Source organism: Pantoea rwandensis, from assembly GCF_002095475.1.
Lineage (GTDB): Bacteria > Pseudomonadota > Gammaproteobacteria > Enterobacterales > Enterobacteriaceae > Pantoea > Pantoea rwandensis.
Map to the genome: position 1 here is coordinate 1 of NZ_MLFR01000019.1, position 16,210 is coordinate 16,210.

A 16,210-nucleotide genomic window follows, 5' to 3' on the forward strand; every position below is an offset into this window, starting at 1 on the left:
CTTCGCACCCAAGCTGAAGTGAAGTGTTAGCAACTATGCTGAAGCGTTGATTTCGCACCCAAGCTGAAGTGAAGCGTTAGCAACTATGCTGAAGTGTTGTCTTCGTACCGAAGATGAAGTGAAGCGTTAGCAACTATGCTGAAGCGTTGACTTCGCACCCAAGCTGAAGTGCGAGCAGGCAACGCTGTGGAGTAAAGCGTCACACGCCATGGATGGCGTGTGCCGAGCGATCAGGGACGAGACAGCGGCTTTACGCAACAGTGTTGCCTGCTCGCACACTCTCAAGCCCTGTCCTGCTGCTGCCTGCCCGCACACCCTCCCGCCCTGTTTTCCTGTAGTCATCCTGAGCTGAATGCCAGATCAATGCTATAGGGCTATTACATACTCGTCGGTGCAGGCACCGAAGCCGAAGGCACAACTTGAGTTGGCGAAGTTGACGGCACCGTTGTGGCCGCACCCGGTTGAGTTTGCATCGCCATATTCGTCACTGGTACCAGCAGCAGTTCGGCTTTGGTGCCGCCCTGATTAATTACTGGCTTAACGGTGTCCGTGATAAACGCCAGTTTGCCATCAATCGCAATCGCTGCACTCAGCAAAATCCGTGCGTTTGGCTGAATATCGGCCGGGTTAAACGGCAGCACAAACTGGAACGGCGCCTGTTTCCCTTCGGTACGCACGACATGCTGTGCCAGTACTTTCGATGGTGCATCAGCCAATGAAGCATCCGACAGCGTCACGGTCAGCACCGCATCCGGCGGCAAGGCAATACGTTGGCGAATATACACCGAACCACTAACGTTAGGCTGAGCGATCGCTGTCTGCTGTCCTGCAACTGCAGAACCCAGCGTTGGGGTCGCGACCGGCTTACTGTGATCGGCGCAACCCGTAATAGCTGCAGCCAGCGTCACGCCGCTAATAACATGCCAGAGTTTCATCGATGTCGTCTCCTTGAGAACACTATGATTGTCGGCGGTCAATTTGTTGGGTAGCTTTTCAGCCGCCGATTGACCTTAATTCTGGCACAAAAATCCGCATTGCGCCTAAATGCCCCCCTAGCCCGCTGAAATCGCGGCAAAATCATTGACGGCAACTGGTCGGATCTTTCAAACTGACGCGATCGGAATCATTGAGGAATCAGCTATGAGCCAGGCACTACACAACCTGCTTAACTTATTAAATCTGGAAAAACTCGAAGAAGGCCTGTTTCGCGGCCAGAGTGAAGACCTTGGTCTGCGTCAGGTGTTTGGTGGGCAAGTCGTGGGACAAGCGCTGTACGCGGCCAAGCAAACCGTGCCGGAAGAGCGCATCATCCACTCGTTCCACAGTTACTTCCTGCGTCCCGGTGATAGCGAAAAAGCCATAATTTATGATGTAGAAACCCTGCGCGATGGTAAAAGTTTCAGTGCGCGTCGCGTCAGCGCCGTGCAAAATGGCCATCCCATCTTCTATATGACCGCCTCATTCCAGGCACCCGAAAGCGGTTTTGAGCATCAAAACACCATGCCGCAGGTGCCAGGCCCAGACAATCTCCCCTCGGAGCAAGATCTGGCACAAAAGCTGGCGGCGCATTTACCGCTCAAACTCAAAGAGAAGTTTCTGGCCGAGCGCCCACTCGACATTCGTCCGGTGCAAATTCATAACCCGCTAAAAGGTCGCGTTGATGAACCGCTGCGTCAGGTCTGGGTGCGGGCTAATGGTCAGATGCCCGATGACCGTCGCATCCACCAATATGTTTTGGGTTACGCCTCAGACCTCAACTTCCTGCCCGTCGCGCTGCAACCTCATGGTAAAGGCTTCCTCGAACCCGATATGCAAGTGGCGACTATCGATCACTCGATGTGGTTCCATCGCCCGTTTGACCTCTCAGAATGGTTACTTTACAGCGTGATCAGCACATCGGCTTCTGGGGCACGTGGTTTTGTGCGTGGGGAGTTCTACACGCAGGATGGCACACTGGTCGCGACCACCGTGCAGGAAGGTGTAATGCGTCAACGCGAAGCATAAAAAAAGGGGCGATATCATCGCCCCTTCACGTTTTTATTGTTTTAGCGCACTGCTCTTCAGCAGCCCGGCACTTACTGGTTGTAAGCGTTTTCGCCGTGGCTGTTTACATCCAGACCTTCACGTTCCTGATCTTCTGGAACACGCAGGCCAACAATCATATCTGCCAGTTTGAAGCCGATGAAGGCTACAACACCGGACCAGACAATGGTCACACCGCAACTGAACAGCTGTACCCAAACCTGATGGCCCATGGTCACGCCTTCTGCGTAGCCTACGCCACCCAGTGAAGAGGACGCGAACACACCGGTCAGCACACAGCCCAAGATACCGCACACGCCGTGCACACCGAACACATCACATGGGTCATCAACGCGCAGCCATTTCTTCAGGGTGGTCACACCCCAGATACCTGCCAAGCCACCAGCCAGACCGATAATCAGCGCGCCGCCGACTCCGACATAACCACAAGCTGGGGTGATAGCCACCAGACCGGCAATAAAGCCTGAGCATGCGCCCAGCAGTGAAGGTTTGCCACGCATCGCCCACTCACCAAACACCCATGACAGTACTGCGCCTGCAGTCGCTACAACGGTATTCAGGAAGGCCAGTGCGGCGATTTCATTTGCCGAAGAGGCAGAACCGGCGTTGAAGCCAAACCAGCCCACATACAGAATTGCGGTACCGATGAAGACCATTGGCAAGTTGTGTGGTTTGAATGCTTCTTTACCGAAGCCCGCACGTTTGCCCACCAGATAAGCACCCACCAGACCTGCAACCGCAGCATTGATGTGCACAACCGTACCACCCGCAAAGTCCAGCGCGCCGTCTTGCGCCAGCAGACCACCTGCCCACACCATATGTGCGATTGGCAGATAGGAGAGCGTGAACCAGACCGCCACGAAAATCAGTACGGCAGAGAAGCGAATACGTTCCGCCAGCGCACCGACGATCAGACCCACAGTGATACAGGCGAAGGAAGCCTGGAATGCCACATGGATATACTGATAGAAGCTACCCATTAAAGCTTTCAGCTCAATGTTTTTCAGCATCGCCCACTGGAAGTTGCCGAAGAAGGCGTTGCCCTCGCTGAAGGCCAGCGAATAACCGTAAATCACCCACAGTACACAGACTAATGCGAAGGTTACTGCAACTTGGGTCAGCATCGACAAGACGTTTTTACCGCGGATTAAACCGCCGTAAAACAGGGCGATGCCCGGAATCGTCATAAACAGTACCAAAGCGGTGCAGATCATCATAAATGCGTTATCGGCTTTATCCGCAACGGCAGGTGCTGCCGCCATGGCCAGAGACGGTAACAGTGCCAGGCTGGTGAGGCCCAACTTAGTCATTAGTTTATTCATTTCTTTCCATCCCATCACAATTCAGAGCCCCAGTTACAGTGCTGCTTCGTCGGTCTCGCCAGTACGAATACGAATAACGCGCTGCAGTTCTGCGACGAAGATTTTGCCGTCGCCAATTTTGCCGGTGTAAGCGGCTTTGCTGATGACATCCACCACTTCATCGAGTTGATCGTCCGCTATCGCGATATCAATTTTTACTTTTGGCAGGAAGTTCACGCTGTACTCGGCACCGCGATAAAGCTCTGCGTGACCTTTCTGGCGACCAAATCCTTTTACTTCGGTAACAGTCAGTCCCTGAATGCCAATGGAGGATAAGGCTTCACGCACGTCCTCCAGCTTAAATGGTTTGATTACCACGGTAACCAGCTTCATACGTTCCCCTCCGGATAATAAATTGAGTGAGTCTCGCGGACACGTAGGGATATAAGCAAACGCTGTGCCATAAATTAAAAAAGGGGTGAAGTCAGTTGGATAGACGCGCTGGATCGCGCTTCGTTATGTGATGGGAGGCTCAGTCTAGGGAAGGAGAAAAAGAAAGGTGTTGCAATATTGCACTCCTTTGGTGCCAAGGGCCTCAAAGGAGTGCATCAATACAGAACAATCTGATAAATCTGCGCAAAAAAGGTGCAAATCACCCTTCTGCCTGTGCGGGGATGCTCGCCGCGAGTTCATCACCGGCCTGCTGCAACTGATACATTTGCCAGTAACGCCCTTGCGTCGCCAGCAATTCGGCATGTGTACCGCGTTCTGCCACTTGGCCACGATGAAGTACCAATATTTGATCGGCTTCGGTTATGGTCGAGAGGCGGTGTGCAATCACCACCAGCGTGCTGTGCTGACGGAGTGCGCGCAAGGCATGTTGAATCGCCTGCTCGGTGCCCGAATCAATATTGGCGGTGGCTTCATCGAGTATCAGAATCTGGGGTAACGACACTAATACGCGTGCCAGCGCCAGCAACTGCTTCTGCCCTACAGACAGATTGTTGCCCTGCTCACCCAAGCGCGTATGAATACCCTCTGGCATCGAGCGGGCCAATGTGGCGAGTTGTACGGTTTCCAACGCCTGCCACACCTGCTCTTCCGGTATATCGCGTCCCAGCTGCACATTCGCTAATAACGTATCGGCTAGCACCACCGGATCTTGCTGCACCATCGCGACGCTTTGCCGTAATGCGTTATGTGTTAACTGCGGCAATGGGCGGCCGTCCAGCTCAATGCTGCCGCGCGTCACCGGGTAATAGCCCATCAACAAGTTAGCTAATGTGCTCTTTCCACTGCCGGTATGCCCTACCAGCGCCACAAAACCGCGCGCGGGCACCTCCAGATTGACATGGCTCAGAACATCACGATTATCGCGATAGGCAAAGCTGACGTCGCGCAACGCAATACGTCCGGAGGCCAGCGGCTGATGATCAGTGCCATAGCTTTGCTGAGTGGCATCCATTAATTCAAAAATTCGCTCACCCGACACCACGGCCTGTTGCAGCATGGACTGCTGGGTGGTCAACTCAATCAGCGGTTCATTCAGCCGGCCAAGGTAGGTAATAAACGCATAAAGCACACCAACTTCAAACACACCCGGTGTGGCAAAACTGAACAGCATCAGCAAACCACACAGAATCATCGCTGAGAACAAGCTGAGCAGCGGACGCAGTAGAAAACCATCCAAACGCAGCGTTTCCATGCGCGCCAGATAGTGCGAGCGGCTGGCTTCACCCATACGCTCACCAAAACGCGCCTGTTGGCGAAACTGTTGGATCACGCTCATGCCGTTAATGACTTCATTGAAGCCGTTATTAATGTCTGCAAGATAGCTGCGCACACGCCGCGCGATAGGCGTGCTGTAGCGCTGATAAATTAGCATCACCGTTAAGACCAGCGGGAAGATGACAATCGCCACCAGCGCCATGCGCCAGTTGAGTGAAAACATCGCCACCAGCATCGCACCAATTAGCGCAGCACTGCGGAGCACCGTGGCCACTACCGTCACGTAAAGATCTTTAATCACCTCGGTATCGTTGGTCACCCGCGAGATAATTTGCCCAACCGGTTGCGTGTCAAAGGCACTGAGCGGCTGGCGCAATGCCGCGTTCATGACGTCTACGCGCAGCTGTTGCACGACACCAATCGCCGCACGGTTAAATAACAGCGCCTGAAAATAGTGCAATCCTGCAGCGAGCAGTTGCAGCAAGATAAAGCACACTAGGAGGCCGATAGCGATGGCCCATGGCATTTGATGTTTAGCCACCAGGTTGTCAATAAAGTAGCTCACCAGCACCGGGCCGGTCACTTCCGCCGCGGCGGCAATCCATAGCATCCCCACTGCCAGCCACAATGATTTACGCCAGGGTTTGCCATAAGCTAACAGGCGTTTCAGCGTGGGCCACAACCGTTGCGATTTAGCCATGGTTTGAGTCCTCGGCCGCTTCATCTTCATCTAGTGCCGCTTCCAACTGTTGATAACGGTACATATCGCGATACCAGCCCTCTTGTGCGGCGAGGGTTTCATGATCGCCCCGTTGTGTTACTGCACCTTGTTGAAGTACCAGAATCTCATTGGCCTCAGTCAGCGCAGACAAACGGTGTGCGCTGATGATTAAGGTGCGTCCTTTACCCCACTGGCGCAGGTTGTGCAGAATTTCATACTCGGTACGGCCATCAACCGCCGAGAGTGCATCATCCAGGATGAGGATTTCGGCATTCAGTAACAACGCACGCGCAATCGCAATACGCTGTTTCTGGCCGCCTGAGAGCATCACGCCGCGCTCGCCGACTTCAGTGTCATAGCCCTGTGGCAGACGCAAAATATCATCATGCACACACGCCATCTGCGCCACGTGTTCAATCTCCTGCTGTGTGGCGTTTGGGCGCCCCAGTGCCAGGTTATTCGCCACGGTATCGGAGAACAGGAACGGGGTCTGACTTACCACGGCCAATTTGCTGCGCCAGCTATCAAGCCTTAACTGACTGAGCGGCAGATTATGATAACGAATGTCACCCTGATCGATATCAAAGTGGCGCTGAATCAAGCTCAGCAGCGTACTTTTCCCACAGCCTGTTGGCCCGCACAAACCCAACATTTGCCCTGGTTTTAATTGGAAGTTGAGATGGCTAAGCACCGCGCCGGCGCTGGCCGGATAACGAAACTCACGGATCGCAACCTGCAAAATCCCGGGTTCTTGCGGCAACACGTTCTGGCCATCTTGTACCGCCGGTGCTTCGGCCAGTAGCGCACGGATGCGGCTCCACGCTGCGCTACCGCGTTCGACAATATTGATCATCCACGCCAGCGCCAGCATCGGCCAAATCATCAGGCCGAGATACATAACAAAACTGGTGAGTTGACCGAGGGTCAAGCTACCGTTCCACACCATCCAACCACCACCGGCAATTGCCAGTAGATTCGAGAAGCCAACCGCGATGTAAATGATAGGATCGAAGCGCGCATCGACACGCGCAACATGCAGGTTCTTTTTCCCGGTATCGCTGGCGATATCAGCAAACTGCTGCGATTGATGATCTTCCAAACCGAAGGCTTTGATCATGCGAATACTGGTCAGGCTTTCCTGTGTCTGATCGTTCAGACTCGAAAACGCTGCCTGCGCCACTTTAAAGCGCTGGTGCAAGCGCGATCCGTCTTTTTGAATAGCGATGGCCATCAGCGGCATAGGAATCAACGCCAGTAGCGTCAACTCCCAGCTAATTTGCGTACTCATCACGGCTAGAACGACCAGCCCCATCACCAGAGAATCCACCAGCGTCAGGACGCCTTCACCCGCCGCAAAAACCACACGATCCACATCGTTAGTGGCACGCGCAATTAAATCGCCAGTGCGATGGCGCAAGTAAAAAGCAGGATGCTGACGGCTGAGCTGACGATAGAAATCTTCCCGCAGCTCAACCGCCAATTGATAAGAAGCGCCGAACAGCAGCACACGCCATACATAGCGCAGCAGATACACAATAGCCGCAGTGACCAGCATCACGCCGATCCACATAAAGAGTTTGCCGCTGCTCAGGGTGTGCTGAGTCACACCGTCAACAATAATGCCCACAACATGTGGCGGCAGTAATTGCAGCAGTGCAATGACAATGAGCAAGCTAACGGCGCCCAGATATCGCCGCCACTCGCGCAGGAAATACCAACTTAACTGGCTGAATAATCGCACAAGAAACTCTCTTTCTGTGCCCGCTTAGGGCGCTACCGGCAACGCGGTGGTATATTTGATCTCTTCCATGGCGAAACTTGACGTCACATCAATCAGACCTGGCACGCCATTTACCAGGCGCTTATAAAATGCATCATAACTTTTCATGTCAGCCACCTGAATACGCAGCAAATAATCGTATTCGCCAGCCATGCGATAAAATGCCATGACTTCAGGCATCTGCTGCACCACGGCAACAAATTGATGGAACCAGTCGCTGCTGTGCTGTTGAGTCTTCACAAACATAAATGCCGTGAGAGAAAGCCCGATCTTCTCCCCATCCAACAACGCCACGCGCGCACGAATAATGCCATCATCTTCCAGTTTTTTCAGGCGTTTCCAGCATGGCGTGGTGGTGAGATTCACCGCGTCCGCCAGCGACTGCAGCGATAACGTACAATCCTGTTGCAGCAAGGCCAGCAGTGTACGGTCAGTTTTATCTAGCATTCGGCGCTCCGGGAGAAAAATTTTCTCTAATCGGGCCATTATAACCGGATTAAAGCAACCTAATTTTCCTGCCTGTGCCTTACACTGTGCACAATAATTATTCTGGACATGCCACATGCAAACGCCTTGGGTTCGCCACGCCATCAACGAAATTAATGCTGATTTTCAACGTTCTGCGGACACTCACCTGATTCGCTTTACGCTGGATGATTATCCCGGCATTCGCTTTTACCTAAAAGATGAAAGCACCCACCCTAGCGGGAGTTTGAAACACCGCCTGGCGCGATCGCTGTTTCTTTATGGATTAGCGAATGGCTGGATCCGCGAAAATACGCCGATCATTGAAGCCTCTTCCGGCAGTACCGCGGTATCCGAAGCCTATTTTGCGCGCCTGTTAGGCCTGCCGTTTATTGCGGTGATGCCCGCCAGTACCGCAAAACGCAAAATTGAGCTGATTCGCTTTTACGGTGGCGAGTGCCATTTTGTCGCCGACCCCTGCCAGCTGTATAGCGAGTCAGAACGACTGGCGCGTGAACTCAACGGCCACTTTATGGATCAGTTTACCTATGCCGAGCGCGCCACCGACTGGCGCGGCAACAACAACATCGCGGAAAGCATCTTCCGTCAGATGGCGCATGAACCCTCTCCGGTGCCGCATACGGTGATCATGAGCGCGGGAACCGGTGGGACTTCGGCCACGTTAGGCCGATATATCCGTTATCAGGGTTATGACACACGCTTGCTGGTGGTTGATCCACAGCATTCGGTATTTTTCGATTACTGGCACAGCCGCGACAGTGCGCTGCGCAGCGATCGTGGCAGCATGATCGAAGGCATCGGACGTCCGCGCGTGGAGCCGTCATTTTTACCCGACGTGATCGACGAGATGATAAAAGTGCCGGATGGCGCCACGGTGGCAGCGATGTTGCAACTGGAGAAGATTCTGGGTCGTCGCCCTGGCGCCTCAACCGGCACCAACTTCTGGGGCATGCTGCAGGTGGCAAAACGTATGCGGGAGAATGGCGAGCAAGGTTCGCTGGTGACACTGCTGTGCGACAGTGGCGAACGCTATCCTGATACCTACTACAATCCGGAATGGGTGGCACAGAATATTGGTGACATTCAATCGTGGCAACGTGACATATAACCCATACCCAAAATAATTCGAATTGCAGGACAAAAGAGTCAGGTGACACTTTTGAACAGCGCTTGCGCTGGCCCGAAGGGTGAGGCCAAAGGCCGAATCACGCGGCAAACGAGAGAATCCCGATGAGCTTACTGAAGTAAGTGATTCGGGTGAGCGAGTGTAGCCAACGCACCTGCAATTCGAAGTATGACGGGTATGAAATAAAAAACCGGACATCCTGTCCGGCTCACTATAATCCTCAGCATTCGGGGGAATAATCGAGGTGTGGTGTGGTCATCCAGTGATTTAAGTAGTGAGACACCGCCTGTGTCTCGCAATGTCCTATGATCGGTAAATGGGGTAATGAAGCTTTGAGCTGGTTCATGGCGTTGCCCATGATGAAACCATTACCTACCCGCTCCAGCATTTCGCGATCGTTCATCGCGTCACCAAACGCCATACAATCCGCCATTGATAACGTCAGATGCTGGCACAAGTGCGCCAGCGCCGCGCCTTTGTGGCAGTCCAGCGGCAGCACTTCCAGACAATCCCATGCTGAGAAACAAATGTTTGCGCGTTCGCCTAGCGCTTGCTGTAACTCTACTTTGAGTGCTAGCAGAATCTCATGTGGGGCGATAAAGCAGATCTTGGTGACTTCATGCGCTGGCATCTTACGCAAGTCGCGCAGCTGATAGTGAAAACCACTCATCACATGCGCTTCCATCACACCCAACAACGGCTTATCGGTAAACCAGCCTTCATCGTTAAAGATATGAATCGATGCCGGTGTTTGCCAGTGAGTGTGAATCACCTCCTCTGCTACGGAAGGAGACAAATCACAGCCAAACAGCTGTTGGCCATCTAGATCGTGAATACGCGTACCGTTACCCGAGATAAGCCAGGCAGGTAACGTGATTTGTTCGCGCACGGCCTGAATATCCATGAGATGACGGCCAGTAGCAAAAGCAATGGTGACATCACGCTGATGCAAAGCATGCAAGGTGTCGATAGTTTCTTTCCCAAGCCGATGCGTTGGCAGCAACAGCGTACCATCCATATCAAATGCTGCGAGGCGGGCCATGCGAAGTCTCCTGTCTGAATGAGAAATCTACTATCGCCTGGTAATTGCGGAACTAATAGTGAATACTTTTAGAAAACTGTTCCGGGTTTATCTATGCGTGAACTTCATCGGGTGAATCAGTTCCAGCGCCTGTGGCAATTGAGCCAAGGCGAGCCGCAGCGTCTGAGTGTGGCGGCAATGGCACAACACTGCTTTTGCAGCGAGCGTCATGTACGCACGCTGTTACGTCAGTGGCAGGATGCGGGCTGGCTGCACTGGCGCGGTGAAGCCGGACGTGGCAAACAGGGCGAACTGACGTTTCAGGTTTCACCGGATCAGTTGCGCCAGCAACTCTTAACCCAACAGTTAGCGGCAGGCGAAGCGGTGCAGGCGCTGCAAGTGTTAGATTTGCATCCCGAGCGCTTGGTGAAAATGCTGCGCCCGCTAATGGGCGGTCAGTGGCAAAACCAGGCTCCGGTGCTGCGTATTCCCTATTACCGTGCCATGGAGCCACTGCGCCCGCTGAGCCTTACCGGGCGTGCCGAGCAACATTTACTGAGGCAAATTTTTTCAGGCTTAACGCGCTTCCGTGGCAATGACGTGGAAGGTGACCTTGCCCACCACTGGCAGCATGATGGCAGCGGAAAAGAGTGGTATTTCTGGTTGCGCCCGCAGCTCAGCTGGCATAACGATGAACCGATACACGCGGCGCAATTAGCCACTCAGCTGCAGCAGATTATGCAAACCGTCCGTGGCGGCCGCTTACTGGCTTCCATTGAACGCATTGAGGCACCACATCCCTTGGCTCTACGTATTCAGTTGCGTCAGAGCGATTACTGGCTCCCGCAGCGACTGGCGCATCAATTCTGTCTCCTCCCCCACCCTGACTCGCCAGAGACAGGATGCGCCCCTGGAAACTGACGCATTTTACGCCTGAATGGGTTCGCCTTGAGAGCCATGCCCGTTGGCACCTGCAACGCCCCTTGATTCAGGTAGTGGAATATTGGATCACCCCACAGTTATTTGCGCATGGCTTGGGCACCAGCTGTCGCCATCCGGTTCAGATTGCGATTGGCGATCCCGATGAACTGGATGCGCTGCGCCCGGTGGATCACAGCATTAGCCTCGGTTTTTGCTACCTGGCGCCACGCATTTCACACCGTCTCAGTGCTGCTCAAGCCAAAGCCCTGATCGCTTTAATTCAGCACAGCGGTGTGATTCAGCAATTACCCCTGGATGAGGGGCTGATTACTCCAAGCCAGGAATTGCTGCCCGGCTGGCCCGTACCACCTATGAAAATGACCCGAGCAACACTGCCGGAAAAACTGACGCTGCACTATCATCTGCCGATTGAGTTGCATGTTATGGCCCAAGCGTTGGTGTCCTTGCTGGCTCAACATGGATGTGAACTGACCTGCGTTTTCCATGATGTAAAAAGCTGGCGCGATGATACCGACCTGAGCGAGGCCGATGTAGTGATGGGCGATCGCCTGATCGGAGATGCCCCTTTGTTTACCCTGGTGAACTGGCTGGAAAATGATCCGCTATGGAATCCGCTACGCGCCTCAGTGCTGCAAGCACTCCTCAGCACCATCGCGCAACAACAGAGCCCAGAACGACGCACCGCATTGACGCATCAACTGTTTCAGCAGTTGATGTATGAAGGGCATCTACTCCCACTGTTTAACTACCGCTATCAGGTGTTTGCCCCCCCGGGTGTTGAGGGGATCCAACTCAATACACTGGGCTGGTTTGATTTCACCCGCGCGTGGATTCCACCACCTGCCAAAGCCAGCACTGTTCAGCCCGCGCATGAGCCAGTACCATAGGCGCACTGATTTATGGGGAAAATAAGATGAAACGAGCCGTTGTGGTATTCAGTGGCGGACAAGACTCCACCACCTGTTTGATTCAGGCACTGCAACAATATGATGAAGTGCACTGCGTCACCTTCGATTATGGTCAGCGCCATCGCGAAGAAATTGAAGTCGCGGCGGAACTGTCACAGAAGTTAGGTGCCCGCGCGCATAAAGTATTGGATGTTACGCTGCTTAACGAACTCGCGGTCAGCAGCCTGACACGCGATAACATTCCAGTACCCACTTACGATCCTAACGCCAGCGGTTTACCGAGTACCTTTGTTCCCGGTCGCAATATTTTGTTTCTGACGCTCGCGGCCATTTACGCTTATCAGGTAGAAGCCGAAGCGGTGATCACTGGGGTCTGTGAGACCGATTTCTCCGGCTATCCTGATTGCCGCGATGAGTTCGTCAAAGCGCTTAACCATGCTGTGAGCTTGGGTATGGCGCGCGATGTTCGCTTTGAGACGCCACTCATGTGGCTGAACAAGGCCGAAACTTGGGCACTGGCGGATTACTGGCAGCAGCTACCCTTGGTTCGCGCAGAAACGCTAACCTGTTATAACGGCGTTAAAGGTGACGGCTGTGGCGAATGCGCTGCCTGTCATTTACGCGCACGGGGATTAGCTGATTATCAGGCCAACGCCGCAGCCGTGATGTCGGTCATGAAACAAAAAAGCGGCCTGAACTGATTCAGACCGCTTCAAAAGTTGGCGTTCATACGCCAACTTGCTTTAACGATTAATGGCTTTCCACCATTAACGCCGACAGACGGTCGCGTAACTCCCCTTCCATCGGCACCGCTCGTTGGGTGCGCAAATCAATGCAGACAAAGGTTAATGCTGCGTCAGCGACCACTGAGTTATCACTCGCTAACAGAACGCGCTGAGTAATGATGCCGCTTTTACCACTGAGCTGCGACACCTCGCTCTCAATATGCAGGACATCGCCCAGCACCGCTGGACGACGATAGTTAATGTTGATATTCACCACCACAAATGCCAATTGCTGCTCCATCAGCCAATGAAAGGCATCAACATCTTCCAACCACTGCCAGCGCGCCTCTTCAAGAAACTCCAGATAGCGCGCGTTATTCACATGCTGATAAACGTCGAGATGATAACCGCGCACTTTAATGGTGGTTTGCATTATTGCTCCTGTTCAGGCTGAGAATGGCAACTGGTATGACCTGTTGAGCATAGCACAGCCCGAATCGTTGACAGATCAATCCTTCAAAGTCGCGAGCCGTCTCACAGTTTCAACCTGGCAAGATTGCGCTCAACCAGCGCGTTGCCAATTCCTGGAATCTCCTTGAGTTGCTCAATGGCGCTAAAGGGGCCGTACTGCTCGCGGTAATTCACAATCGCCTGGGCTTTTTTCAAACCAATGCCATTCATGCCCGCAGCGAGTTGTTCGGCCGTAGCCTGATTGATGCTGATTTGTCCCTCTTGTGGTGTGGAAACCTGTGTCGCCTGCGTCTCACTGGGACTCTCTGCCGCAGCCAGTCCGCTGGTATAAAGCGCGCCACCCAGTGCCAGTGTGATCCATAAAGCGCGAAAAGTTGATTTCACCATGCTGTGTTTCTCCTTGTGTTTGACAGCCACAGCAGAGTGTCACAGCGCCTTTCAAGGCTCAAAAGGGCAATTCCAGAAATGGAAAAGGCCGCAGAAGCGGCCTTTAGGTTATTGCAGTAGTTACACTTTTTTTGTGAGGTTTACTGGTTTTGTGCTGACGCGCCGTACTTGATCTTCGCGTCTTTACGCAGGTTTTCCAGCAGCGCTTCAAACGCAATCTGTGCGTTGTTCTGCGTCACGCCTTTCACCATCTCATCAATCTGCGCTTGCGGCATATTGCCCGGGCTGACTTTATCCAGCGCCACCAGCACCACATTGCCTTGCATATCTTCACTCACGCCCCAAGACGGTTTGTTGTCCGCTGGCTGTGGCAGATTGAAGGCAGACTGTGCGATAGGATCCTGCGCGTTGCGGTCAAAGGATTTGCTGGCGCTCAGGGTTAAGCCTGCGGCTTTCAGCACATCTTCTTTACCGGCTTTCAGATCGACCAGTAATTTGTCGGCCTGTGCTTTCGCTTGCTGGGTCGCTTTGTCGTGCTTAATGCTATCGGCGATCTGCGCTTTAACCTGATCCAACGGCTTAACTGCTTCCGGTTTATGCTCGCTAATACGCAACACGAAGGCACGATCGCCATCCACGCTGATGATGTCAGAGTTATTACCCGGTGCACCATTTTGTCCCACCAGACCACCGTTGAAAACCGCCTGCTTAACCTGATCGAAATCGAGGTCAGCCGGTACGTTATCATGGGTGAACCAATCGCTTTCAACGACTTTCAGACCAGAAGCCTGTGCTGCACCCGCTAATGATTCATTGTCATTGCTGGCCGCTTCGCTGACTTTTTGCTGCATCTTATAGAATGCATCAACCGCTTTTTCTTGCTTCACTTTTTCCGCGACAGCGTCATGGATCTCGGCGAGCGGTTTAACTTGCTCAGGTTGGATGTCATCCAGGCGGACCACCAAGTAGCCGACGGAGGATTTAATCGCGCCAGAGAGTTGTCCCTTCTGCGTCAGGTTGGCATTTTTAAGCTCATCAGGTGTGGTGCTCGGCTCCAGCCAACCCATATCACCGCCCTTGCGTGATGAAATCGGGTCGATGGACTTGGTTTTCGCCAGCGTGGCAAAATCCTCACCCTTTTTCAATGCATCCAATACGGCGTTGGCGTCAGCTTCAGTCTTAGTCTGGATCACGCTATAGCGGTTATGCTGCGGCTGTGAGTAATCCGCTTTGTGCTGATCGTACCAGCTCTGGATATCGGCATCGCTGACAGTTTCCTGCATGCTTGCCGCGTCCATCTTGATGTAGCTGACGCGGAACTGTTCTGGCGCCATAAAGCTATTCTGATGCTGCTGGTAATACTGCTTGATTTCATCATCGCTTGCGGTTTGCTTCGCCGCCAGGGCATTGACATCAATCACAGCCTGTCGCACTTCACGCTGTTGTGACACCAGGTCTACTAACTTGCTGGTTTCGCCTTTCAGCATGAAATCGGTGTTTGCCACGGCATTAATCAGCTGCTGAGTGGCTAGCTGCTTACGCAGTGCCTCAGCGTATTGATCGGCGGTAAAGCCCATGCTGGTAATCATGCCGCTGTATTTAGCGTTGTCAAACTGGCCGTTAGTCTGGAAAGCTTTCTGATTAAAGATCGCCTGCTTAACCTGCTCATCGCTGATGCCAATGTTAAGATCTTTGATGTACTGATCGAGCAGCGCTTGATCAACAAGCTGAGACAGCGCCTGCTGACGCATCTGCTGCATATAGCCTTCGTTGCTGGCTAACTGTGAGAATTGATCGCCCAACATCTGCTGTTGACGATTGCGCTCATTGTTATAGGCCTGCTCTAACTCGCCGCGGCTAATTTCATGACCGTTGACTTTAGCAGCGTAGTCGCCGCCACCGCCGATCAGGTAGTTGCCCACCCCGGTCAGTACGAATGACAGGATGATCAATCCTAGAATGATCTTGAGCACGACATGATTCGACGCCGCGCGTAAATTGTCCATCATGGTATGACAACACTCCGCTGTAGTGTGAATGTAAAGCTCTAACACGATGCCATCATCGTGCAACTGCTGTTCAGGCTGGCAGTTGGCAACCATGCGGAGACAACAGCCTCAGGCTATCGTCGCGCATCAAGAATAAAAAAGGCACATCAAAAATGATGTGCCCGTATGTTACATGAGAACGGCTTTTTCGTCCTCAATCCATAGAAGAAAATGCTTCAATGGATGTGTCAGCGGTCATTAATTGACTGAGTCTTTCAGTGCTTTACCTGCACGGAAGCCCGGTACTTTACCCGCTGGGATAGTAATTTCTTTGCCCGTTTGTGGGTTACGGCCAGTACGAGCAGCACGCTCACGTACAGAGAAAGTACCGAAACCAACCAGTGCCACTTCATCACCGCCTTTCAGCGCGTCAGAAACGGAGCCCATGAATGCATCTAATACACGTCCCGCTGCTGCTTTAGAAATGTCAGCGTCTGCAGCAATTTTGTCGATCAACTGTGACTTATTCACTCTATTCATCCCCTCTTTTATTATTCACATCGCACCCGCTCTTCCGGCCCGG

The 16,210-nt window shown here is 53.1% G+C and carries 14 protein-coding genes and 1 pseudogene; 4 read left to right on the forward strand and 11 right to left on the reverse strand.

Annotation, left to right across the window (positions count from 1 at the left end):
- Positions 1-377: 377 nt before the first annotated feature.
- Entirely contained in the window at positions 378-935 is a 558-nt protein-coding gene (locus tag HA51_RS17030; protein ID WP_084935800.1) for a YbaY family lipoprotein, read from the reverse strand.
- A 205-nt stretch (positions 936-1,140) separates the two neighbouring features.
- Between HA51_RS17030 and tesB the strand changes: the two genes are divergently transcribed.
- Positions 1,141-2,004, forward strand: coding sequence for an acyl-CoA thioesterase II (gene tesB, locus HA51_RS17035; protein WP_084935801.1), 864 nt, complete (start codon positions 1,141-1,143; stop codon positions 2,002-2,004).
- A gap of 71 nt (positions 2,005-2,075) precedes the next feature.
- On the opposite strand, the gene amtB is transcribed toward tesB, so the two are convergent.
- The 5 genes from amtB to HA51_RS17060 form a co-directional block, all read right to left on the reverse strand.
- Positions 2,076-3,365 (reverse strand): ammonium transporter AmtB, encoded by a 1,290-nt coding sequence (amtB, locus tag HA51_RS17040; protein ID WP_084935802.1) that lies wholly within the window; start codon positions 3,363-3,365, stop codon positions 2,076-2,078.
- Between the two features lie 33 nt (positions 3,366-3,398).
- Positions 3,399-3,737, reverse strand: coding sequence for a P-II family nitrogen regulator (glnK, locus tag HA51_RS17045; RefSeq protein WP_007886947.1), 339 nt, complete (start codon positions 3,735-3,737; stop codon positions 3,399-3,401).
- Between the two features lie 259 nt (positions 3,738-3,996).
- Positions 3,997-5,772 carry a SmdB family multidrug efflux ABC transporter permease/ATP-binding protein gene (locus HA51_RS17050; RefSeq protein ID WP_084935803.1) on the reverse strand — a complete coding sequence of 592 codons (1,776 nt, stop codon included), beginning with the start codon at positions 5,770-5,772 and terminating at the stop codon, positions 3,997-3,999.
- Positions 5,765-7,534 (reverse strand): SmdA family multidrug ABC transporter permease/ATP-binding protein, encoded by a 1,770-nt coding sequence (locus HA51_RS17055; protein ID WP_084935804.1) that lies wholly within the window; start codon positions 7,532-7,534, stop codon positions 5,765-5,767. The genes HA51_RS17050 and HA51_RS17055 overlap by 8 nt, the downstream gene beginning before the upstream one ends.
- A 24-nt stretch (positions 7,535-7,558) precedes the next feature.
- Positions 7,559-8,020 (reverse strand): Lrp/AsnC family transcriptional regulator, encoded by a 462-nt coding sequence (locus HA51_RS17060; RefSeq protein WP_084935805.1) that lies wholly within the window; start codon positions 8,018-8,020, stop codon positions 7,559-7,561.
- A gap of 115 nt (positions 8,021-8,135) precedes the next feature.
- Between HA51_RS17060 and HA51_RS17065 the strand changes: the two genes are divergently transcribed.
- On the forward strand, positions 8,136-9,167 hold the full coding sequence (locus HA51_RS17065) for a PLP-dependent cysteine synthase family protein (protein ID WP_084935806.1): 1,032 nt from the start codon (positions 8,136-8,138) through the stop codon (positions 9,165-9,167).
- A 238-nt stretch (positions 9,168-9,405) separates the two neighbouring features.
- Here HA51_RS17065 and cof read toward each other — a convergent pair whose 3' ends face one another.
- Entirely contained in the window at positions 9,406-10,227 is an 822-nt protein-coding gene (gene cof, locus HA51_RS17070) for an HMP-PP phosphatase (RefSeq protein ID WP_084935807.1), read from the reverse strand.
- Positions 10,228-10,320: 93 nt separating this feature from the next.
- Here cof and HA51_RS17075 point away from each other — a divergent pair.
- A pseudogene (locus HA51_RS17075) lies at positions 10,321-12,035 on the forward strand (SgrR family transcriptional regulator).
- A 26-nt stretch (positions 12,036-12,061) separates the two neighbouring features.
- Positions 12,062-12,757 carry a 7-cyano-7-deazaguanine synthase QueC gene (gene queC / locus HA51_RS17080; protein WP_084935808.1) on the forward strand — a complete coding sequence of 232 codons (696 nt, stop codon included), beginning with the start codon at positions 12,062-12,064 and terminating at the stop codon, positions 12,755-12,757.
- Between the two features lie 49 nt (positions 12,758-12,806).
- Here queC and HA51_RS17085 read toward each other — a convergent pair whose 3' ends face one another.
- From HA51_RS17085 to hupB, 4 genes are all read right to left on the reverse strand, one after another.
- Positions 12,807-13,214 (reverse strand): acyl-CoA thioesterase, encoded by a 408-nt coding sequence (locus tag HA51_RS17085; protein WP_084935809.1) that lies wholly within the window; start codon positions 13,212-13,214, stop codon positions 12,807-12,809.
- 101 nt (positions 13,215-13,315) lie between these two features.
- Positions 13,316-13,639, reverse strand: a complete 324-nt coding sequence (locus HA51_RS17090; RefSeq protein ID WP_084935810.1) for a ComEA family DNA-binding protein — start codon at positions 13,637-13,639, stop codon at positions 13,316-13,318.
- A gap of 140 nt (positions 13,640-13,779) precedes the next feature.
- A complete protein-coding gene (ppiD, locus tag HA51_RS17095; RefSeq protein WP_084935882.1) occupies positions 13,780-15,648 on the reverse strand; it encodes a peptidylprolyl isomerase in 1,869 nt (622 codons plus the stop codon).
- Positions 15,649-15,885: 237 nt separating this feature from the next.
- On the reverse strand, positions 15,886-16,158 hold the full coding sequence (hupB, locus tag HA51_RS17100; RefSeq protein WP_034828113.1) for a nucleoid-associated protein HU-beta: 273 nt from the start codon (positions 16,156-16,158) through the stop codon (positions 15,886-15,888).
- Positions 16,159-16,210 lie beyond the last annotated feature (52 nt).